The organism is Brucella lupini, assembly GCF_002252535.1.
Classification (GTDB): domain Bacteria; phylum Pseudomonadota; class Alphaproteobacteria; order Rhizobiales; family Rhizobiaceae; genus Brucella; species Brucella anthropi.
In genome coordinates, this window is the sequence record NZ_NNRN01000065.1 from 55,597 (window position 1) to 74,897 (window position 19,301).

Consider the following 19,301-nt stretch of genomic DNA (forward strand, 5'->3'; position numbering starts at 1 on the left):
GATCAGGACGAAGCTTCGCTTGCGTCGAGGGTGATGATACCGCGCTCGGAAAGATCGATGGCGATACGGGCTATCGTGCGGCGCGCATCGGCAATGTTCTGCGCGGTTATGTTGCCCTGCTCGGCGCCAAGCTCTGTTTCCACCATGCGGCGACCACGGGTCGAAAGCGACGAGAGAACGAGTTCCTGAAGCCTTGTGTCTGCTCCACGAAGTGCGGTTGCGATCTGTTCCGTCTGCACTTCATCGAAGAGCAGCAGGCGCGCGCGCTGCGACAGGCGCTCGATGTCTTCGAAGGTGAAGAGCTTGGCCTTGATGCGGTTGAGATCGTCGCGGTTGAGATCTTCCAGGCTCGCCATCAGTTCTTCCATCTCGCTTCTGTCGAGCTGGTTGAAGATGTTGGCGATCTGGCCGTGATGCGCCTTGACCGGACCGGAATCGCTGCGACCGAGAAGATCGCGCCGCAGCACGTCTTCGAGAAGTTCCGCAGCCGCCGGTGCCACATTGCCAATATGAAGCGAGCGCTGCACGACGGCATTGCGCAGCTGAGGCGGCAGGACGACGAACAGCCGGGCTGCGAGGTCGGATGGCAGCTTCGACACGATATAGGCGATGATCTGCGGATGCTGGTCGGTCAGATAGGCCTGCAGGTTATCAACCGGCAGGCGCCCAAGCTGCACCCAGACCGATTCCTGAACGAGCTGCGGCTGAACGCGGTCTTCCAGAACTGCATCGACTTCTTCCTGCGGCAGAGCTTCCCGCAAGAGACCTTCGAACCGTTGGGCGGCTTCTGAAACTGGCGCGCCTTCGGCAAAGGAATCCTCGAACTGCTTGACCAGCTGTTCGAAGTCGAGCGGAGAAATCGGTTCCAGCGTACGGGCATGACCGGCAAGCTTGCGCAGGTCCTCGGCATTGAAATGCTTCAGAAGACGTGAGGCAGCGGGGCGTCCGATGGCAACGAGGATCGCTGCCGCCTTTTGCGGGCCGGTCAGCGTATCGACGAGGCCGGTAGCGCCGCCTTCAAGGTCTTCCGCGAGGGCTTGCTGTTCATTGTCGGCCATGGTCACGTCCGTTACTTGCCGATGATTTCGGTGAGGCTGACACCGAAGCGCGAGGAATCGTCTTCAAGGACGATCACTTCGCCACGGGCGATGACGCGGCCATTGACCACGATATCGACCGGATCGCCGATCTGCTTGTCGAGGGTGATGACCGCACCGCGACCAAGCTTCATCAGATTGGCAACTGGCATGGTCGTGCCGCCAAGAACAACCTGAACATCGACAGGGATGCCCATGATGAGTTCGAGATTGGGTTTGGATGCGCCCTTCTGCGTGCCGCGCGGCTTTTCCTCGCGCAGTTCCTCAATGGCTTCGTCCAGTTCCTGCTGCATGTTCTTGTCCTTGTTGTCAGCGCTCATGCCTGCCCCGCAAGTTCGACGGTAGCTTTACGAACCGCGCGACGCACGAAAACCGGCAGCGCGTTCTTTTCCTTCGGGAGCGATTGTTCGGTGGCAGTGGCGATCTTGTCTTCGGTGCGCGGCGAGCTGTCAGCGACGTTGCGCGCATGGCGGATGTCGCGGGTCAGGGCTTTGCGCAGCCTGTTCAGTTCTTCGATGGCCTCTTCCATTTCGCGGCGCACGCGCTGTGTTTCGGCAAGACGGGCTTCGAGCTTGTTGTTTTCGTCCGTCAGGTCGGTGCGTTCGCTCTGGATCGCCTTGACGGCGCGCTCCAAACCGTTGGAGGCGGCTGCAACGCGCAGCGCCAGCAGCTTGCCAAGCTTGATCGTCTCGTTGGCTTTGCGGCCAACCACGATGAGCGCAGCAAGCGAGGCAAGAGCCATCAATGTGGAAAGCACGTTAGCCAGCAACAAGCTCATCGATGAAATCCTCTTCCTGATTGACCGGGTCGCCGACCTTGACTGTGAAATGAATGCCCGATTTGCCGAGCGTGCACTTGAAAAGCTGCTGATCGCCGGCGCGTAGGCGCACTTGCTCCATGGCATCGACAGGCAGTTTGAGAACCTGACCGATTTCGAGCATCGACAATGCGTCCAGCGTCATCGATCCCTGCTGGATGAAAGCTTCGAGTTCGATGCGGGCACGGCTGACTTCCTGCCGCATCTTCTTCGCCCAGCTCGGATCGGTCTGGTTCATCGGACGGCGCAAAAAGGCTGCCACGGCATCCTGCATCGGCTTGTGCGTGCTGCGCGGCAGCAGCAGATGAACCTGCCCGGTTTTGCCTGCGGCAGTAACATCGATGCGGCAGGCGAAAAGGCGCGAGCGCTCGAAATTCTCACGGTCGAATTCGGCTGTGTCGGTGCATTCACCGGCGGTAAAAAGCGCCTGTCCGTTTGCGGCAAAAACCTGATCGAGAGAACTGGCGAGATGACCGGCAAGAAGAGCGGAAATCTTCTGTTCCAGCATGCCGAAAGGCCGGTCCTCATCGACAGAGCCGACATGGCCCATATTACCTTGGGCGCCATACATGGCTTCGATCACGGAGAAAACGAGCGTCGCATCGGCGGTGAGATAAAGTGTGCTGCCCCAACGCTCGGCCTTCAAAGGTGCGATGATCGCAGCCTTGTCGAGAATATCGGCAAAGGCAGCATCGTCAGTGCTTTCCACCTGGCCTGCTTCAACGTCGAATGCGGCAGCGCAGCCATGTTTCAGCCGGTCACAGAAATGGGTCGAGGCATCCTTGAACACATGGGCAAGCGATTTCAGGTCGTCGCCTGAAAGACCCGCTGCACGCAGCAGGTTCTCGGCCAGAACATCGCTTTTGCGGTTTTGCCCCAATGTGGCTGTGTCGGGGGTAGTCATCTTACGCTGCCTGCTGGGTCGGCGCGCTCGCCATGGTTTCCTGCTCGACCACATCGATGGTCGGGCGATCATAGGCGGAGATGGTCTTGCGGCCATACTCCACGGCGATCTGCGGCAGGGAGCCGTTCATATAGGCGAGAAGCGTCTGCTTCACGACGATGTAAAGGCGATTGTTCTTTTCGCGGGTCGATTTGATCTTGGCTGCGATCGGGCCGACCACGCCGTAAGAGAAGAAGATGCCGGCAAAGGTGCCGACAAGGGCGGCACCGATCAGATGGCCCAGCACTTCCGGCGACTGGTCCAGCGCGCCCATGGCTTTGATGACGCCGAGAACAGCGGCAACGATGCCGAGTGCCGGAAGGGCTTCGGAAATGCTGACCATGGCGTGGTAGGGCTTGAGCTTGTCGCGGGCGATGGTGTGGATTTCCTCGTCCATCAGCGCCTCGATTTCATGCGAGCGCACATTGCCCACGATGATGAGGCGGCAATAGTCACAGATGAAATGGGTGAGGTCTTCTTTCTTCAATACGCTCGGATAGGCCTGAAAAATCGACGATTCCTTCGGGTTGTCGATATGCACTTCCACTTCGTTGCGCGACTTGGCGCGCAGCTCGCGCATCAGGCTGTAGAGCACGCCCAGAACGTCGAGATAGTCGCGCTGTTTTGGAACCGCATTGCTGAATGCTTCCATGCAGGCGCGGCCCGTGTCTTTCACGAGCGAGAAAGGGTTGGCGATGAAGAAGGTCCCGAGTGCCGCACCCAGAATGATGACGAATTCCCAGGGCTGAATGAGCACGCTGACATGTCCGCCCATGGCGATAAAGCCGCCCAGCATACAACCCAGTGTGATGACAAGACCGACGATAATGCCCAAAGCTCGAGACTCCCGCGTACAAGTTCGTTCATTGCACCTTATGGATCGCGGCTTGCGCGAAGCTTGCCAACTGGCACGGGCGGAAGCCAGCTTCGGACAAGCTTGGTCTTTCATAAAGGATCGAAATACCGGAAGGGGGTCATGCGCATGGTCGATACGATGACGAGCTATCGCCTGATCGCGTCGGATATGACGCGGTCGTTGCAGCGTGTTTCGAAGGAACCGATGGTGGAGCGGGAAACCGCCTACTACAAGGAGAATATCGGCAAGGTGAAATCCATCGATGATTTCATGGCCGATAGCCGCCTTTATAATTACGCGATGAAGGCGTTCGGTCTGGAAGACATGGCCTTCGCCAAGGCGTTTGTCCGCAAGATTTTGACCGAAGGCATCACGAGCGATGATGCCATGGCGAACAAGCTGACCGACAAACGCTACAAGGAATTTGCAACCGTCTTCGACTTTGCAGGCAAGGGCGCAGAGGCGACTGAGAGCACTGCGGCCCAACAAGGTGTCGTCGACAAATATCTTCGTCAGACGCTGGAAACGGAAGCCGGAAGCCAGAATGAAGGCGTGCGGCTGGCACTCTATTTCGCACGCAAGGCGCCGACGATCACCAATGCCTACGAAATCCTTGGCGACAAGGCGCTGGTGTCGATGATCCAGACGACCTTCGGCTGGCCATCCAGCATATCCAACGCCGATGTCGACAAGCAGGCGAAGATGATCGAGGACAAGATCGACTTCACCAAGATGTCCGATCCCGATTACGTATCGAAGCTCATTTCGCGCTTTACCGCCATGTATGAGATGAACAATCCAACGGCGAGCAGCCCGGCGTCGATTGCGTCCCTGCTTCTGGGCGGAACCTCGTCCGTCGGCATTTCGATGGATATTCTCAGCACCTTGCAGAACTTCAAGCCGGGCGGGCGTTAGGCGATGCAGAATAATTCGATTTATGTCGGGCTTTCGTCGCTCATCACGCTGGAACGTTGGATGGATGCCATTGCTCATAATGTCGCCAATGTCTCAACGGTCGGTTTCCGGGGCGAGGGCACCAAGTTCGATACCATCGTTTCAAACAAGGCCAGCGACGATGTGAGTTTCGCCACGGCGGGCAAGAGCTTCATCCGTACCGAAGCAGGTCCGATGATCAAGACCGACAATCCGCTGGACGTTGCAGTCAAGGGCGATGTCTGGATGTCGGTCTCGACACCGCAGGGGCAGATTTATACGCGTGACGGGCGCATGAACATGCTGCCGACGGGCGATCTCGTTTCCATCACCGGCCACCCCGTTCTCGATGTCGGCGGTGCCCCTATCGTACTCAATCCCGGCGGCGGCGCACCGAAGATTTCAAGCGACGGCGCAATCTACCAGAACGGAGCACAGATCGGTGCCATCGGTCTTTACACTATCCCGGCCGATGCCGACCTGACCTATGCAGGCACATCCGGCGTGATCCCGAACAAGCCTGCCCAGCCGGTGGCCGACGACAACAGCGTGGGCGTCGTGCAGGGCATGATCGAGGGATCGAATGTTGATGCCATGACGGAGATGACCCGCCTCATCAGCGTGAGCCGCGCCTTCGAGCAGGTCAACAATCTCTTGTCGCAGCAGGAAAGCACCGTCTCTGAAGCCATCAAGACCCTGGGCTCCAGAAACGGATGACGCCTGATCTGCCGCTCTCCCGTCTGGCCGCTTTTGCCCGTCAGCAATCGGTGGCGCCAAAGCCGCTCACCGGTATCGGCGGAACGGTGAGCGACGTGTCACGCTCGGCGATTGCCGTGCGCGGGCTTTCGCGTGATGCGCATTTGGGCGATGCGGTGGCGATCCACGCGCAAGGCGGCCAGAGCCTTGCCGAAATCATTCGGGTGGCTGACACGCAGGTGCTGGTCAAACCCTTCGATGACCGCATCATTCCGTCGCTTGGCGCTGCGGTTTTCGAGGAAGGGCCGATGCGCATCCGCCCGGCACTCGAATGGCGCGGACGTGTCATCAATGCGCTGGGCGAGGCGGTTGACGGGAAGGGCGCGTTGCAGCCCGGTACCCGGCCAATGGCATCCGAGAGCCTTGCACCGGCTGCCTTGCGCCGCGGGCGGGTGGATCGCGGCTTGCGTACAGGCGTCAATGTCATCGACATTTTCACGCCGCTTTGCTTCGGCCAGCGTATCGGCATCTTTGCAGGATCGGGTGTCGGCAAATCGACGCTGCTTGCGATGATGACGCGTGCGGCGGATTTCGACACGGTGGTACTGGCTTTGACCGGCGAGCGTGGACGCGAAGTGCGCGAGATGCTGGAAGAGACCATGGCAGGTCACCTGGACAAAACGATAACCGTGGTTGCAACGGGCGATGAAAGCCCGATGATGCGCCGCCTCGCGCCCAATACGGCGACGGCCATCGCCGAATATTTTCGCGATCTTGGTCAGAATGTCCTGCTGATCGTCGACTCCGTCACGCGCTTTGCCCATGCAGCGCGTGAAGTGGCGATTGCCGCTGAGGAACCGCCGGTTTCGCGTGGCTATCCGCCAAGCGTCTTCAGCCAATTGCCACGTCTTCTGGAGCGCGCGGGGCCGGGTATCACGGAAGCGGGAGGCAGCATCACCGGCATCTATTCGGTACTGGTCGACGGCGACGATCACAATGATCCGGTTTCCGACACGATCCGCGGCACGCTGGACGGCCACATCGTGCTTGACCGCGCGATTGCAGCGCAGGGACGCTTTCCGGCGGTCGATATTCCGGGCTCGGTTTCGCGCCTTGCGAAACACAATTGGACGCCGGAACAACGCAAGCTGGTCAGCCAATTGCGGGGCATGGTTGCCCGTTTTGAGGAAACGCGCGACCTGCGGGCCATCGGGGCGTACCAGAAAGGCCATGACGGCCTTCTGGACCAGGCGGTCGATCTTGTGCCGCGCATTTACGACGCCTTGCAGCAATCGCCGGAAACCGGCCTATCGGACGATCCCTATAACGACCTTGCCGCAGCACTGCGCGGCGACAGACAGGCGCAACACGCATGATGACGGGCTTTCGCAAGACAAAGGAAGAGAAACTCCTTGCAGATCTGACGGCGGAGGTCGAGGCCGCTGCACGACAGGAAGGCATGAAGAAGCCGCAGAGCAAGGTGGATCGCTACCTCAAGATCGCGGCCATCACACTCGCCGCCGGAAGTGCGATGCTGCCTTTCGTCACCTATCTTCAGCGCGTCGATCTGGGTTCGCCCGAGAAGGCCGAGCGCAAGATCATCGATCCGCTGGACCGTTCGGAACAGAAAACGGTGCGTCGTTTTCCGTCCTTCCGACCATCGGAGCAGGTTGCGCCGAATGCCGATGTGGACAACACGATGACAGGCTCGGTCATGTCGAACGGCAAGGGGCTTCCGGGCACCGGCATGGGCAATGGCGGCGATGGAAGCGGGGATGGGCAGGCGTTCCCGAAGCCGGTTTTCGCGCTGCGCGAAGTCGTCGGCGGCATGGCGATGATCGAGGATACGTCAGGCTACTGGTTCGTCGAAAAAGGCTCGTTGCTGCCGGATGGCAGTCACCTTGTCTCAATCGGTCGCGGTGCTGGCACCTGGCAGCTCACGACATCGTCGGGCGATGTGATTGAGATGCGGAGGTGAGGGGGAAGGCAATAAGGCCCTCCTGCCCTATCCTCCCGCAAGCTTGACGCAAGTTCCGGCCTTTAAGTTAATCAACTGTAAAGGCGGGAAACTCCATGAGCTCCATTCATCTTTTCGATCTGGCTGCAAGGCAGGCGCAGTGGTTGTCGGTGAGACAAGCCACTGTTGCGGGCAATGTCGCTAATGCGAACACGCCGGATTTCCGGGCGCGGGACGTGCAGCCTTTCGCGGATGTACTGGACAAGACGCAGCTTACCATGGCTGCCACCAGCCCCCTGCATCTGGAATCCGGGGCCGACGGGATTACCGGTGCGCGCCTGCGGCCGGACGACATCACCGAGCAGACCCATTCCGGCAATACGGTCGATGTCGAACAGGAAATGATGAAGGCCGGTGAGATCGCCCGCGAATATTCGCTCAACACAAGCATCGTCAAAGCGTTCCATCGCATGATGCTTTCGGTCGCGAAGGGGTAGTTATGTCTTCCGATGCCTTGCAAAGCACATTGAAGATCGCAGCGTCGGGCCTTTCAGCCCAATCGACGCGTCTGCGCATCGTTTCCGAAAACATCGCCAATGCGCAGTCCACCGCCGAGACTGCCGACGCCGATCCCTATCGCCGCAAGACGGTGTCCTTCCGTACCGAGCTGGAACAGGGCACAGGAGCCGCCGAAGTTCGCATTGCCGAAGTCGGCAAGGACACATCGCCCTTTATCGAGCAATACGAGCCGAGCCATCCCGCAGCGGATGAGCGCGGCTATGTCCGTTACCCCAATGTCAACATGGTCGTCGAAATGGCGGACATGCGCGAAGCCAATCGTTCCTATGAAGCCAATTTGCAGGTCGTGAAACAAGCCCGTGAGCTGATTTCCATGACCATCGATCTCTTGAGGAGCACATAATGTACGACTCGATCATGAGCATTTCGGCGCGCAATGCCCTGTCGCGCCTCTCGGAAACCGTAGCCGAAAAGGGCGTGGGTTCCACTTCCGCGCCGCAGGCTGTTCCGGCAGCTCCGGGTGCCTCGTTCGGCGAAGTTCTGTCTCAGATGACGGATTCCGTCGGCCAGAAGCTGCAGACGGCTGAAGCGACGTCCATTCAGGGCATCAAGGGCGATGCGCCGGTGCGCGATGTGGTCAGCTCAGTCATGGAAGCCGAACAGTCGCTTCAGACGGCCATCGCGATCCGCGACAAGATCGTGCAGGCCTATCTCGAAATCAGCCGTATGCCCATCTGATTTGCGGTAGCCAAGGATAAATAAGCCATGAAAGCCCTGACGATCGCCGCCACCGGCATGAACGCCCAGCAGCTCAATCTGGAAGTGATTGCCAACAACATCGCCAATATCAACACAACGGGCTTCAAGCGCGCGCGTGCGGAATTTTCCGATCTTCTTTATCAGTCCGAGCGTACGGCAGGCGTGCCCAATCAGGCTAACCAGTCCATCGTGCCGGAAGGCGCTCTGGTTGGCCTTGGCGTGCAGACGGCAGCGGTGCGCAATCTCCATATGCAGGGCAGTTTCAACCAGACCGGCAATCCATTCGATCTGGCTTTGACCGGCAAGGGCTGGTTTCAGATTCAGAGCCCGACCGGCGAGACGCTTTATGCGCGCGCTGGCGCGTTCAACAAGAATGCCGATGGCCAGCTTGTGACGCTCGATGGCAATCCTGTCGAACCGGCGATCACCATTCCGCCAGACGCCGTTGAAGTGACGGTCACCGATACGGGACAGGTTTTCGCCAAGCTGCAGGATCAGGTCAATCAGGTCGATCTCGGCCAGCTGACCCTCGCCAACTTCACCAATGAAGCGGGTCTGGAGCCGCTCGGCGGCAATCTCTATCGCGAGACGGAAGCATCCGGCGGTCCGCTGGTCGGCGTGCCAGGCGATCCGGGCTACGGCTCGATCAAGCAGGGCTATCTCGAAGCGTCGAATGTCGATCCGGTGAAGGAAATCACCGATCTCATCACGGCGCAGCGTGCCTATGAAATGAATTCCAAGGTTATTCAGGCTGCCGACGAAATGGCGGCAACCGTATCGAAGAACTTGCGCTGACGGTGATGGCGATGGGCTGTGTGAAGGCGATCTTTCAAAAGAAAAGGCTGGTTCTTGCCGGTGGCTTCCTGCTTGCCGCAATGGCTGGTGCAAGTGCGGCAGACCGCATCGCCTTTGTGGTGCCTTCGGCCACCGTCTATCCCGGCCAGATCGTAAGCGATACGGCATTGCTGGAGAAGCAGTTCTTCATCAATGCGCCGGCGGCGACCCAATATGTGCTGTCCCCGGATCAGGCGGCAGGCAAGGTGGCGCGCAAGACGCTGCTCCCCGGCAAGCCGATCCTCGTTTCCGCATTGGGGGAGCCGTCTCTGGTTACACGCGGTGTACCGGCGCCGCTGGTCTTTACCGCCGGTACGCTGACCATAACCGCCATGGGCACGCCGCTTGAATCCGGCGCGGCTGGCGACTTCATCAAGGTTCGTAACGTCGATAGCGGCATCATCGTGTCCGGCACGGTGCTGGCCAATGGGCGCATTCAGGTGGGGATGCAGTGAGAAAAACTTGCGCCGCCCAGATCGCCACTTTGTTCGCCGTCCTGGCGCTCGTTTTCCAGCCTGTTGCAGGATTTGCGGACGAGTCGTCGAAGAATGCGCGGGAATTCGGTTCCGCAGTGGATGCTGATGCCGATTGGCTTGGCTCGGGTGGCGATCCGTCGAAAATGGCCTATGCCGAACTTGGCCGGGGAAGCGCGGTTGCGCGCCTGAAGGATATCGCCACCATTCAGGGCGTGCGCGAAAACCAGCTTGTGGGCTATGGTCTTGTCATCGGCCTCAAGGGCACCGGTGACAGCCTGCGCAATTCGCCGTTCACCGAACAGTCCATGCGCGCCATGCTGGACAATCTCGGCATCAGCGCGCCGCGCAACTCCACCCGCTCTAAAAACACGGCTGCGGTCATCGTGACAGCGAACCTGCCCGCCTTTGCCGGTGCCGGTTCGCGCATCGATGTGACGGTATCGTCACTCGGCGATGCGACGTCGCTGCAGGGCGGCACACTGGTCATGACCCAGCTCATGGGTGCCGACAATCAGATTTATGCCGTTGCGCAGGGCAACATGATCGTGTCCGGCTTTGCGGCGGAAGGTGAAGCCGCAAGCGTGACGCAGGGTGTGCCGACTTCCGGTCGCATCCCCAATGGCGCGCTGGTCGAACGCGAAGTGGCGGGTAATTTCGGCAAGGAAACCGAAATGATCGTCGAGCTGCGCGATCCTGATTTCACCACTGCCGTGCGCGCTGCCGACACGATCAATGTCTTCGCCAAGCGCCGTTATGGTCGCGGTGTCGCTATTGCGCGCGACGCCAAGACGATCCGCCTGTCGCGTCCGAAGAACGTGCCTGCCGCACGTTTCCTCGCAGAGCTTGAAGGCCTGCCGATCACGACTGACGAAGTGGCGCGTGTGGTGGTTGACGAACGGACAGGAACTGTCGTCATCGGCGAGAAGGTGCGTATCTCCAAAGTGGCGATCAGCCATGGCAGCTTGACGGTTCGTGTAACAGAAACCCCGATGGTCGTTCAGCCAGAGCCGTTCAGCGATGGTGTAACGGCTGTCGAACCGAACACCGATATCGCCGTCAACCAGCAGAACGCCAAGATTGGCATTCTGACCGGCGCAAATCTTGAAAATCTGGTGAAGGGCCTGAACCAGATCGGCGTGAAGCCGACCGGCATCATCGCAATATTGCAAGCTATCAAGACATCCGGCGCGCTTCATGCGGAACTGGTGGTGCAATGACCATGGCTCATAAAATGATCCGGTATGGTTCGGCAGTAGCGCTGCTTCTGGCTGCCTCCGCTCCGGCATTGGCGCAGCAGGCGGCGACGCCCGCTCCAGTACCGGTAGAGGCATCGGCGGCACAGCAGCTTGCTTCTTCGCCGCCGCTTGGCAACCTCGATGAAATCCGCAAGTTCTGCGGCAATATCGACGATCAGGCGGCGGACGCCCGCTACGCGCTGCAGGCCAAGCAATTGACCGAGCTGAAGGCCGATGTCGAGGAACGGATGCGTGCGCTTGAGGAAAAGCGCCGGGAATATGAAATGTGGCTGAAGCGCCGCGACGAGTTTGTCAGCAAGGCGCAGGATTCGCTGGTCGATATCATCTCGAAAATGAAGCCCGATGCAGCGGCGGCGCAGATGGCGCTGATTGGTGACGAAGCGGCGGCAGCCCTGATCCTCAAGCTCAACCCGCGCGTATCCAGCATCATCCTCAATGAAATGCCGCCGGAAAAGGCGGCCAAGCTGGCCCGCGTCATCGTCGGTTCGCAGCGCACGACGACTGCACCGCAGGCTGTGAAGGATCAGTCGGGCAGGGATCAGCGCGCCGCGGCGCAGTCCGGGAATACGGTTCAATGAAAAACAGCATGAACAAAGCAACCCTTACAGCAGCAGTACTGGTTCTTCTGGCCGGTTGTGCCACCAAGCCGGAGGAAATCGGTCGGGCACCCGATCTGTCCCCGGTTGCGGCCCATCTTGGTATTCAGAACAATCCGCAGTTCAACGGCTATCCGGCGCGTCCGAGCAAGGCGACCTATTCGCTCTGGGACCAGCGTTCGACCAATTTCTTCAAGGATCCGCGTGCGGCGACGCCGGGTGATGTCCTGACCGTCATCATTTCAATCAACGATCGCGCCAATCTCGATAACAAGACGGATCGCGAGCGTGTGTCGAAGGGCATTTACGGTGCCGGTGGTTCGTTTGCCACGAGCAGCAGCACGGGTGCCGGTGCCGGCGGCGACATGGATGCTTCGCTCAACACCCATTCCGACAGCAAGTCGAAGGGTAAGGGCACCATCGAGCGCAGTGAAGATATCCGCCTGCAGGTTGCTGCCATCGTCACCGATACGCTGCCCAATGGAAACATGATCATCCGCGGGTCTCAGGAAGTGCGCGTCAACAATGAGCTGCGCGTGCTGAATGTCGCCGGTGTCGTGCGTCCGCGCGATATTTCCGGCAATAACACGATTTCCTACGACAAGATTGCCGAGGCCCGCATTTCCTATGGTGGCCGCGGACGTCTGAGCGAGATTCAGCAGCCGCCTTACGGCCAGCAGATTCTCGATCAGGTTTCTCCGTTCTAGGGCGCTGAGCATGAGTGATACGACGGTAACGGAAAAAGACGGTAAGGCGAAAGGCTCCCTGACGGGGCTGCTGGCGGCTGTCGCGGTTCTGACCGTCATCGCGGGCGGTGGCGGCTGGTATCTGGGCGGCATGATTTCCGCCGATCAGCTGGCATCGGCCAAACCTTCCGGCAAGGAAGACAAGCCGAAGCAGGGCGACTTCGAATCGCGTTCCATCGGCACCGTCGTGCCGCTGCAGCCGATCATCACTAATCTCGGTATTCCGCAGAATACCTGGGTGCGTCTCGAAGCCTCGCTGGTGGCAAAGCCGGGCCATGAAATTCCGGCGGCGGTGGCGGCAAGCGTCGGCGATGATTTCCTGAGCTTCCTGCGCAGTGTCAACCTCATGCAATTGCAGGGCGCGGCCGGGCTTGCCTATTTGCGCTCCGATTTGGAAGAACGCGCGCGCCTGCGTTCGGAAGGTGCTGTCGAACGTGTTTTCATTTCGGCACTGGTCGTAGAATGAAAAAACTTCTTGGTCTTGGCGTTCTCCTGACGCTCGCTCTCACCGTTTCCGCACAGGCGCAGCAGCCGCTGACGCTCGACAATCTGCTGCCTGCGGGCAGTGGTGCTGCGAGCGGTCAGATCGTGCAGTTGTTCGGACTTCTGACGGTGCTTTCCATTGCGCCGGGCCTGCTCATCATGGTGACGAGCTTCACGCGTTTTGCCATCGCTTTTTCGCTTTTGCGTTCGGGGCTTGGCCTCCAGACCGCGCCTGCCAGCATGGTGATGATCTCGCTTGCCCTGTTCATGACCTTCTATGTCATGGCGCCCGCCTTCGACCGGGCCTGGAACAATGGCGTGCAGCCCCTGATGCGCAATGAAATCACGCAGGAAGCTGCTTTCGGTGAAATATCGCAGCCTTTCCGTGAATTCATGATGGGGCAGGTGCGTGACAAGGACCTGCGGCTCTTTGAAGATCTCGCTGATCCATCGTTCCGCACCGGCGATGACGGTATCGTCGATTTCCGCGTGCTGGTTCCAGCCTTCATGATTTCGGAACTGCGGCGTGGTTTTGAAATCGGCTTCCTGATCGTGCTGCCATTTCTGGTGATCGACCTCGTCGTGGCGACGCTCACCATGTCGATGGGTATGATGATGCTGCCGCCGACGGTGATCTCGCTGCCGTTCAAGATTCTGTTCTTCGTGCTGATCGACGGCTGGAATATTCTGGTCGGAAGCCTAATACGATCCTTTTCGTAGAGACTGGAACGAGCTGACACACCGCAGCTCGTTCCGAAAGTTCAGTTGTTGATGCGGACTGTCAGCTTATAGTCGCAGGTGTCATGATTGACCTCTTCGGCCACAAGAGTACAGGTGGGGCTGCTGCCGGTACCGTCGGACTTGATGAAATGCCGACTATAGCCCGACGCCTTGCATCCAGGTGCAGGATTGGTGAAGCTTGGCCCTTCAGCATAAACCGTCAACTGACACGACTTATAAACGGTGTTATCGGAATAGCGGTACCTCGCAATCATCGAACGTAGATAAGTATCATCTTCTGCCTTGTGTGTGAGGACGCCGGTTGCACCATTCGCAATTGTCGATGGTCGTGTACACTTTCCGTCGGGATTACAGGCGCCTTGTGTATAATTGATGGACTTGCCCGCATTGTTGATCCAGTTCACTGTGATCTGATTGTCGGCCAATGCAGCTGAAGCGGCGACGAGCGAAACAGCCAGAATTGAAAAACGAAGCATGATCTTCCTTCCATTAGTTAACACTTGTGGAACATAAGGCGAACATATGGAGTGGGGATAAGTTTGGACCGGTGGGTCGCGTCGATCTGTCAGGAACCCACTTGATGAAAAAGAAAACCTCAATTAAAATTTGAGCGGATTATTTAGTAATCTCTTAATATTTCGAGCTTACGACGATCCTCATGGTGGGTTTCCGCGCGTTACGCGGCAACAGGCATGATGCCGCTCCACCATGCCGGTAATATAAAAATCCGGCCTGTCCCTCAGATTGTTTTTCCCAAGGGGCAAAAAACTATGGCTAGCATTCTTACAAATTCGTCGGCTCTGACCGCTCTCCAGACGCTTTCTTCGACCAACAAGGCACTGGAATCAACCCAGAACCGTATCTCGACCGGTCTCAAGGTTGCCGGTGCATCCGACAACGCTGCTTACTGGTCCATCGCAACGACCATGCGTTCGGACAACAAAGCCAACTCGGTTGTGCAGGATTCGCTCGGCCTCGGTGCTGGCAAGGTTGACACAGCTTATACGGCCATGAACAAGGCCATCGAAGTTGTTGACCAGATCAAGCAGAAGGTTCTTCTTGCGAAGACTTCTGGTGCGGAAGATCGCGCCAAGATTCAGAGCGAAATCGCAACCTATGTTGCTCAGCTCAAGGACAATGTTTCCGGCGCCAACTATGCCGGCTCCAACCTGCTGACCTCGGATTCGTCGAAGGACACCGCTGATCCTACTGCCACCCCGGCAGTAGCTGAAAGCAATTCGCTCAACGTCATCACCTCTTACAACCGTGATGCTTCGGGCAAGGTAACGACCGGCACGATTTCCGTGAATTACTCCACGACGCGCCTTATCGATTCCGGCACCGGCACGGCTGCCGGCGTTCTCGACAAGAACGGCGGTGCATCTGCCAAGTCGATCCTCGACATCAATGTCGCTGATCTGACCGGCGTTACGGATTATGACGCTACGGACGTGGCTGGGACCGAAGGCGCGGCATTCGACAACCTCCTGACCGACATTGAAGCCGCTCTCGGCTCGATGGCAACTTCTGCTGCTGAATTGGGTGCCGCAAAGGCACGCATCGACATGCAGAAGGATTTCGTTTCGAGCCTTTCGGACTCGATCGAAAAGGGCGTTGGCCAGCTCGTTGACGCTGACATGAACAAGGAATCGGCACGTCTGTCGGCTCTTCAGGTTCAGCAGCAGCTCGGCGTTCAGGCTCTGTCGATTGCCAACTCGTCGAACCAGAACATCCTGTCGCTGTTCCGCGGCTAATCTGAGTAGACAGCAAGGGCGCCGGGTTGCCGGCGCTCGCGAGTTCTCAGGTAAATCAGGGGTTCGCATCCGAACCGACCTGATCGGATCGGATGTCTTTGGGCGGAAAACGGGGCGCGGGATTTATTCCGCGCCCCAATTCTTTGCGCTCAATACCAGTTTCCGGAAGCACTTGCTTCATCAGCCGCCACTTTCGCGCAAGCTTCGCGGGCTAGTTTGCATGCATCATTATGGCGGTGGTGTGGATGCAGCAGAATTTCCAGCAATTGATCGAACAGCTCAAGGGTACGCTCGGCAAGCTCGGCGCGCGAAAACTCATCGCGCTCGGACTGGTGGGCGCGGCACTCATGGGCGCGATCCTCTATACGAGCATCTATCTGAGCCGCCCATCCTACGAGACGCTCTATGTCGGCCTTTCGCGTGACGACGTGAACCGCATGGGCCTTGCGCTCGGTGAAGCAGGCATTCCTTTCGACGTGAAGGCTGACGGCTCGTCCATCCTCGTGCCCATCGGCAAGGCTGAAAATGCCCGCATGTATCTGGCTGAAAAGGGCCTGCCGACCTCGAACAATGCCGGTTACGAGCTGTTCGACAATATGGGTTCGCTCGGCCTCACATCGTTCATGCAGGAAATCACCCGCGTTCGTGCGCTTGAAGGCGAAATCGCCCGCACCATCCAGGCCATTCGTGGTGTGAAAGCCGCGCGCGTTCACATAGTCATGGCAGAAAAAGGCTCGTTCCGTCGTGGCGACCAGAAGCCGTCCGCCTCGGTCGTCATCCGCGCCGAAGGCGGCTTTGCTGCCGAATCTGCACAGTCCATCCGCCAGCTGGTCGCTGCCGCCGTTCCATCGCTCGATGCTTCCGCCGTCACTGTTCTTGACACCAACGGTCGTCTGCTGGCATCGGCTGGCGAAGCTGCCAATGGCGCAGCCCTCATGACCGCCTCGCTGGAACAGCAGGTTGCAGGCAATGTGGATGACAGCATTCGCAAGGCGCTGGCGCCTTATCTCGGCATTGGCCATTTCCAGACGAGCGTTCAGGCCGTGCTCGATACGGACCGCCGCCAGATCAACGAGACGACCTACGATCCTGAATCCCGCGTCGAGCGTTCCGTACGTGTTGTCCGTGAAAGCGGCGATTCCCGCAACAATCGTAACGACAATGCAACCGGTGTGGAACAGAACATTCCGCAGGAAGAAATCCAGAACCGCAACGGCGAAAGCTCGACGGAAAAGACCGACCGCCGCGAGGAACTGACCAATTACGAAATGAACAGCAAGACTGTCTCCACCGTCAGCGACGGTTATACCGTCAAGCGGCTGTCCATTGCCGTGGTCATCGATCAGGCGCGCCTTCTGGAAACTGCGGGTACCACACCGCCGCCTGCCAATTTCGTCGATCAGCAGATCACCAAGATCCGCGACCTCGTTGCAACGGCTGCCGGTCTCAATGCGGATCGCGGTGACGTCATTAATGTGACGGCGGTGAACTTCCTCGACCCTGCCGGTGCCGATATGGAGCCGGTCTCCACGCCGTGGACCGATACTGTGCTTCGCCAGAGCGGTTCCTTTGTCAATGCGCTTGCAATCCTTGCCGCCGTTGGTCTCCTGATCTGGTTCGGTCTGCGTCCGCTGCTGCGTGACCAGAATGCCAAGCCAACCGGCACGGAAGTGGCCGTCCGCGAGACGAGTGAAGTGGCAATGCCGAATTTCGTCGGCGGTCAGGCGGCTGGTGAAGGCGTGCAGGCTGTCATCGGTGGGCCGGAGGCCTATGCCGATCAGATGAAGACCAGCCTCAGCGATCTTCGCCAGCGCATGCGCATGCCTGCCAAGCTACGTCTGGAGCAGATGATCGACATGGATGAGGAGCGCGTCGCCTCCATTCTCAAGCAGTGGATTCACGAAACCGCCGCGAGCCGCGAAGCCCAGCCATTGAGGGAATCGGCCGTAAAGGTTTCGGCCATGCCGGAGCTTGAGGCGGCCTGACGATGAGCGCGCTTTCCCTCAGCCGTTATCTTCCCGATTTTTCGACCCATCATATTGAGGATGAGGCGATCGAGATCATTGCTGCGCCTGCGCCGCAGATGCCGCTGAAAGACACACCCCCGCCACAGGCAGGCGGCGATGGAGCGAAGCGCCCCGTCTCGGCTGAGAAAGCCGCCGCTGCCGAGCAGGCCGAAGTCGCCGCCATCATCGCCATCGAGGAAGAAAAGCGCCTGGCATTCGAAGCAGGGCGCGAGGACGGCCACCGGGAAGCCCAGGCGCTTTACGACGCTGAAAAGACGCGGCTTTTGCGCGAACATGAGGCCGAGATCGAGACATTGCGCGCTGCATTTTCGCGTGAGCAGGCCTTGCTCTTGGCGGGTAGTCTGACCGAAGCGCTGACCGCGCTTGAACGAAACTTTTCCGGTCAGATCGCCGAAATCCTGATGCCTTTGCTGGCGGAAAAGATGGAGCGTGAGGCGGTCGCGGAATTTGCGCGGCGCATTGCGGCACTGGCGCTCGATGGCGAAGCACCGGAAATCTCCGGTCCAGCGCGACTGATTGCACCGCTTCGCGATCATGCGGCTCTGCTGCCGTCAGGTTGCCGGTTTTCAGAAACCGGGGCGGAAGAACTTTCCTTTTCCTTTGGCGACCGGAAGCTTGAAACGCGCATCGCGCCGCTTCTTGAAGAATTGAAGGCTGCGGTTCAATGAGCATTGATCCCGAAACCAAACGTGAGATCATCATTGTTCGCCGGGGCGGGCACGACGACCATGACAGCCATCATGGTGGCGTGTGGAAGATCGCCTATGCCGACTTCATGACTGCAATGATGGCCTTCTTCCTCGTCATGTGGCTCATCAATGCCGCCAATGAGGAAACCAAGGCAGCGGTTGCCAGCTATTTCAACCCCGTCAAGCTGATGGACCGGCATTCAAGCTCCAAGGGCGTGCAGGATGTCGAGGAAAAAGACGGCAAGGTTCGCTATGAGAGCGACCAGAAGATCGAAAACAGCACGAAGGTCATCAACGATACGACGGTTGCGCCGCCAAGCGACCAGGAAGAGCGCCAGCTTTTCCGCGAACCCTATGCGGTCCTCTCGGAACTGGCTCATGAAACCGGTGTTCTGCAGAACCAGTCGGCCAAGGGCGATGGCGGTACCTCGCAATCCGGTCCGGCAACGGGTGCCGAAGGCGGTGAAGCCTATCGCGATCCGTTCAGCCCGGATTACTGGTCGAGCAAGGCTGTCGATGACCTGACCCCGCCCGATGCTGCGCCTGCCGCACCACCCAAGTCGGAAACAGCACAGCCGAAGCCGGAGGAAGCTGCAAAGCCTGCAGAAACGCAGGAGCAGCTCATTGCCGACCTGAAGAAGGCAGCTGAGGGCGAAGCCGCGAAAGACGGCGTTGAGGCGAAAAAAGCCGAGCCGATGCCGGATGTGACGGTCGTTCCGGTCGATGGCGGTGTGATGATCCAGCTCACCGACAAGATCGATTATGGCATGTTCACCATCGGCTCGGCCAAGCCGGATGCCCGCGTGGTGCAGATGCTGGAGCGTATAGCGCAGGTGATTTCCCGCCAGCCGGGTGAAGTCATCATCAGTGGGCATACGGATGCGCGCCCGTTCAAGAGCGCGACCTATGATAACTGGCGTCTGTCTTCGGCGCGGGCGCAGATGGCTTATTACATGCTGGTTCGCGGCGGGCTCGATGAAAAGCGTGTGCTGCGCGTTGAAGGCTATGCTGACCGCCAGCCCAAGAACGCCAGCGATCCGAATGCGGCTGAAAACCGCCGCATCGATATTTTCCTGAAATCCGCTCCATGATGCAGCTCGCCATGCGCTCTTTGCTGGCATG

The 19,301-nt window shown here is 58.9% G+C and carries 24 protein-coding genes; 18 read left to right on the plus strand and 6 right to left on the minus strand.

Annotated features, from left to right (window positions below):
• Positions 1-2 precede the first annotated feature (2 nt).
• Genes CES86_RS26755 through motA form a run of 5 tightly spaced genes read right to left on the minus strand, consistent with a single transcriptional unit; the run spans position 3 to position 3,692 of the window.
• Positions 3-1,058 (minus strand): flagellar motor switch protein FliG, encoded by a 1,056-nt coding sequence (locus CES86_RS26755; protein WP_010660718.1) that lies wholly within the window; start codon positions 1,056-1,058, stop codon positions 3-5.
• A gap of 11 nt (positions 1,059-1,069) precedes the next feature.
• On the minus strand, positions 1,070-1,417 hold the full coding sequence (gene fliN, locus CES86_RS26760) for a flagellar motor switch protein FliN (protein WP_012093523.1): 348 nt from the start codon (positions 1,415-1,417) through the stop codon (positions 1,070-1,072).
• The gene (locus CES86_RS26765; protein WP_029929830.1) at positions 1,414-1,875 is read right to left on the minus strand and encodes a BAB2_0123 family type IV secretion system effector; all 462 of its coding nucleotides are present in this window, start codon (positions 1,873-1,875) and stop codon (positions 1,414-1,416) included. Before CES86_RS26765 ends, fliN begins: the two co-directional genes overlap by 4 nt.
• On the minus strand, positions 1,856-2,818 hold the full coding sequence (locus tag CES86_RS26770; protein WP_094515873.1) for a FliM/FliN family flagellar motor switch protein: 963 nt from the start codon (positions 2,816-2,818) through the stop codon (positions 1,856-1,858). The genes CES86_RS26765 and CES86_RS26770 overlap by 20 nt, the downstream gene beginning before the upstream one ends.
• Before the next feature lies 1 nt (position 2,819).
• The gene (gene motA / locus CES86_RS26775) at positions 2,820-3,692 is read right to left on the minus strand and encodes a flagellar motor stator protein MotA (RefSeq protein ID WP_010660722.1); all 873 of its coding nucleotides are present in this window, start codon (positions 3,690-3,692) and stop codon (positions 2,820-2,822) included.
• Positions 3,693-3,839: 147 nt separating this feature from the next.
• On the opposite strand from motA, the gene CES86_RS26780 reads away from it, so the two are divergent.
• The 14 genes from CES86_RS26780 (at position 3,840) to fliP (ending at position 13,688) form a co-directional block, all read left to right on the plus strand.
• A complete protein-coding gene (locus CES86_RS26780; RefSeq protein ID WP_094515887.1) occupies positions 3,840-4,628 on the plus strand; it encodes a DUF1217 domain-containing protein in 789 nt (262 codons plus the stop codon).
• Positions 4,629-4,631: 3 nt separating this feature from the next.
• The gene (flgF, locus tag CES86_RS26785; RefSeq protein ID WP_094515874.1) at positions 4,632-5,363 is read left to right on the plus strand and encodes a flagellar basal-body rod protein FlgF; all 732 of its coding nucleotides are present in this window, start codon (positions 4,632-4,634) and stop codon (positions 5,361-5,363) included.
• Positions 5,360-6,718, plus strand: coding sequence for a flagellar protein export ATPase FliI (gene fliI / locus CES86_RS26790; RefSeq protein ID WP_012093518.1), 1,359 nt, complete (start codon positions 5,360-5,362; stop codon positions 6,716-6,718). Before flgF ends, fliI begins: the two co-directional genes overlap by 4 nt.
• Positions 6,715-7,320, plus strand: coding sequence for a hypothetical protein (locus CES86_RS26795; RefSeq protein ID WP_012093517.1), 606 nt, complete (start codon positions 6,715-6,717; stop codon positions 7,318-7,320). Before fliI ends, CES86_RS26795 begins: the two co-directional genes overlap by 4 nt.
• Before the next feature lie 95 nt (positions 7,321-7,415).
• Positions 7,416-7,796, plus strand: coding sequence for a flagellar basal body rod protein FlgB (flgB, locus tag CES86_RS26800; RefSeq protein ID WP_012093516.1), 381 nt, complete (start codon positions 7,416-7,418; stop codon positions 7,794-7,796).
• A 2-nt stretch (positions 7,797-7,798) separates the two neighbouring features.
• Positions 7,799-8,221: a flagellar basal body rod protein FlgC gene (gene flgC, locus CES86_RS26805; RefSeq protein WP_012093515.1), complete on the plus strand. Its 423-nt coding sequence runs from the start codon at positions 7,799-7,801 to the stop codon at positions 8,219-8,221.
• Positions 8,221-8,556, plus strand: a complete 336-nt coding sequence (locus tag CES86_RS26810; RefSeq protein WP_010660729.1) for a flagellar hook-basal body complex protein FliE — start codon at positions 8,221-8,223, stop codon at positions 8,554-8,556. The genes flgC and CES86_RS26810 overlap by 1 nt, the downstream gene beginning before the upstream one ends.
• Before the next feature lie 27 nt (positions 8,557-8,583).
• Entirely contained in the window at positions 8,584-9,372 is a 789-nt protein-coding gene (gene flgG / locus CES86_RS26815; RefSeq protein ID WP_012093514.1) for a flagellar basal-body rod protein FlgG, read from the plus strand.
• 11 nt (positions 9,373-9,383) lie between these two features.
• Positions 9,384-9,866 carry a flagellar basal body P-ring formation chaperone FlgA gene (gene flgA, locus CES86_RS26820; protein WP_010660731.1) on the plus strand — a complete coding sequence of 161 codons (483 nt, stop codon included), beginning with the start codon at positions 9,384-9,386 and terminating at the stop codon, positions 9,864-9,866.
• On the plus strand, positions 9,863-11,104 hold the full coding sequence (locus tag CES86_RS26825; protein WP_012093512.1) for a flagellar basal body P-ring protein FlgI: 1,242 nt from the start codon (positions 9,863-9,865) through the stop codon (positions 11,102-11,104). The genes flgA and CES86_RS26825 overlap by 4 nt, the downstream gene beginning before the upstream one ends.
• Positions 11,101-11,721 carry a MotE family protein gene (locus CES86_RS26830; RefSeq protein ID WP_010660733.1) on the plus strand — a complete coding sequence of 207 codons (621 nt, stop codon included), beginning with the start codon at positions 11,101-11,103 and terminating at the stop codon, positions 11,719-11,721. Before CES86_RS26825 ends, CES86_RS26830 begins: the two co-directional genes overlap by 4 nt.
• Positions 11,718-12,446: a flagellar basal body L-ring protein FlgH gene (flgH, locus tag CES86_RS26835; protein ID WP_094515875.1), complete on the plus strand. Its 729-nt coding sequence runs from the start codon at positions 11,718-11,720 to the stop codon at positions 12,444-12,446. The genes CES86_RS26830 and flgH overlap by 4 nt, the downstream gene beginning before the upstream one ends.
• A gap of 10 nt (positions 12,447-12,456) precedes the next feature.
• The gene (locus tag CES86_RS26840) at positions 12,457-12,951 is read left to right on the plus strand and encodes a flagellar basal body-associated FliL family protein (RefSeq protein WP_012093509.1); all 495 of its coding nucleotides are present in this window, start codon (positions 12,457-12,459) and stop codon (positions 12,949-12,951) included.
• Entirely contained in the window at positions 12,948-13,688 is a 741-nt protein-coding gene (fliP, locus tag CES86_RS26845) for a flagellar type III secretion system pore protein FliP (protein WP_010660736.1), read from the plus strand. The genes CES86_RS26840 and fliP overlap by 4 nt, the downstream gene beginning before the upstream one ends.
• A 41-nt stretch (positions 13,689-13,729) precedes the next feature.
• Here fliP and CES86_RS26850 read toward each other — a convergent pair whose 3' ends face one another.
• Complete coding sequence (locus CES86_RS26850; RefSeq protein ID WP_040128573.1) at positions 13,730-14,185, minus strand: hypothetical protein; 456 nt, start codon at positions 14,183-14,185, stop codon at positions 13,730-13,732.
• Between the two features lie 294 nt (positions 14,186-14,479).
• On the opposite strand from CES86_RS26850, the gene CES86_RS26855 reads away from it, so the two are divergent.
• From CES86_RS26855 to CES86_RS26875, 4 genes are all read left to right on the plus strand, one after another.
• Positions 14,480-15,463, plus strand: a complete 984-nt coding sequence (locus CES86_RS26855) for a flagellin N-terminal helical domain-containing protein (RefSeq protein ID WP_012093507.1) — start codon at positions 14,480-14,482, stop codon at positions 15,461-15,463.
• Positions 15,464-15,693: 230 nt separating this feature from the next.
• The gene (fliF, locus tag CES86_RS26865) at positions 15,694-17,448 is read left to right on the plus strand and encodes a flagellar basal-body MS-ring/collar protein FliF (protein ID WP_094515876.1); all 1,755 of its coding nucleotides are present in this window, start codon (positions 15,694-15,696) and stop codon (positions 17,446-17,448) included.
• 2 nt (positions 17,449-17,450) lie between these two features.
• Entirely contained in the window at positions 17,451-18,158 is a 708-nt protein-coding gene (locus CES86_RS26870) for a hypothetical protein (RefSeq protein WP_094515877.1), read from the plus strand.
• Positions 18,155-19,270, plus strand: a complete 1,116-nt coding sequence (locus CES86_RS26875) for a flagellar motor protein MotB (protein ID WP_010660740.1) — start codon at positions 18,155-18,157, stop codon at positions 19,268-19,270. Before CES86_RS26870 ends, CES86_RS26875 begins: the two co-directional genes overlap by 4 nt.
• The last annotated feature ends 31 nt before the right edge of the window (positions 19,271-19,301 follow it).

Bases quoted from the DNA above. Each gene is read 5' to 3' on its own strand.
- CES86_RS26755 (WP_010660718.1), bottom strand. From the start codon at position 1,058: ATGGCCGACAATGAACAGCAAGCCCTCGCGGAAGACCTTGAAGGCGGC.
- fliN (WP_012093523.1), bottom strand. From the start codon at position 1,417: ATGAGCGCTGACAACAAGGACAAGAACATGCAGCAGGAACTGGACGAA.
- CES86_RS26765 (WP_029929830.1), bottom strand. From the start codon at position 1,875: ATGAGCTTGTTGCTGGCTAACGTGCTTTCCACATTGATGGCTCTTGCC.
- CES86_RS26770 (WP_094515873.1), bottom strand. From the start codon at position 2,818: ATGACTACCCCCGACACAGCCACATTGGGGCAAAACCGCAAAAGCGAT.
- CES86_RS26780 (WP_094515887.1), top strand. From the start codon at position 3,840: ATGGTCGATACGATGACGAGCTATCGCCTGATCGCGTCGGATATGACG.
- flgF (WP_094515874.1), top strand. From the start codon at position 4,632: ATGCAGAATAATTCGATTTATGTCGGGCTTTCGTCGCTCATCACGCTG.
- fliI (WP_012093518.1), top strand. From the start codon at position 5,360: ATGACGCCTGATCTGCCGCTCTCCCGTCTGGCCGCTTTTGCCCGTCAG.
- CES86_RS26795 (WP_012093517.1), top strand. From the start codon at position 6,715: ATGATGACGGGCTTTCGCAAGACAAAGGAAGAGAAACTCCTTGCAGAT.
- flgB (WP_012093516.1), top strand. From the start codon at position 7,416: ATGAGCTCCATTCATCTTTTCGATCTGGCTGCAAGGCAGGCGCAGTGG.
- flgC (WP_012093515.1), top strand. From the start codon at position 7,799: ATGTCTTCCGATGCCTTGCAAAGCACATTGAAGATCGCAGCGTCGGGC.
- CES86_RS26810 (WP_010660729.1), top strand. From the start codon at position 8,221: ATGTACGACTCGATCATGAGCATTTCGGCGCGCAATGCCCTGTCGCGC.
- flgG (WP_012093514.1), top strand. From the start codon at position 8,584: ATGAAAGCCCTGACGATCGCCGCCACCGGCATGAACGCCCAGCAGCTC.
- flgA (WP_010660731.1), top strand. From the start codon at position 9,384: ATGGGCTGTGTGAAGGCGATCTTTCAAAAGAAAAGGCTGGTTCTTGCC.
- CES86_RS26830 (WP_010660733.1), top strand. From the start codon at position 11,101: ATGACCATGGCTCATAAAATGATCCGGTATGGTTCGGCAGTAGCGCTG.
- flgH (WP_094515875.1), top strand. From the start codon at position 11,718: ATGAAAAACAGCATGAACAAAGCAACCCTTACAGCAGCAGTACTGGTT.
- CES86_RS26840 (WP_012093509.1), top strand. From the start codon at position 12,457: ATGAGTGATACGACGGTAACGGAAAAAGACGGTAAGGCGAAAGGCTCC.
- fliP (WP_010660736.1), top strand. From the start codon at position 12,948: ATGAAAAAACTTCTTGGTCTTGGCGTTCTCCTGACGCTCGCTCTCACC.
- CES86_RS26850 (WP_040128573.1), bottom strand. From the start codon at position 14,185: ATGCTTCGTTTTTCAATTCTGGCTGTTTCGCTCGTCGCCGCTTCAGCT.
- CES86_RS26855 (WP_012093507.1), top strand. From the start codon at position 14,480: ATGGCTAGCATTCTTACAAATTCGTCGGCTCTGACCGCTCTCCAGACG.
- fliF (WP_094515876.1), top strand. From the start codon at position 15,694: ATGGCGGTGGTGTGGATGCAGCAGAATTTCCAGCAATTGATCGAACAG.
- CES86_RS26870 (WP_094515877.1), top strand. From the start codon at position 17,451: ATGAGCGCGCTTTCCCTCAGCCGTTATCTTCCCGATTTTTCGACCCAT.
- CES86_RS26875 (WP_010660740.1), top strand. From the start codon at position 18,155: ATGAGCATTGATCCCGAAACCAAACGTGAGATCATCATTGTTCGCCGG.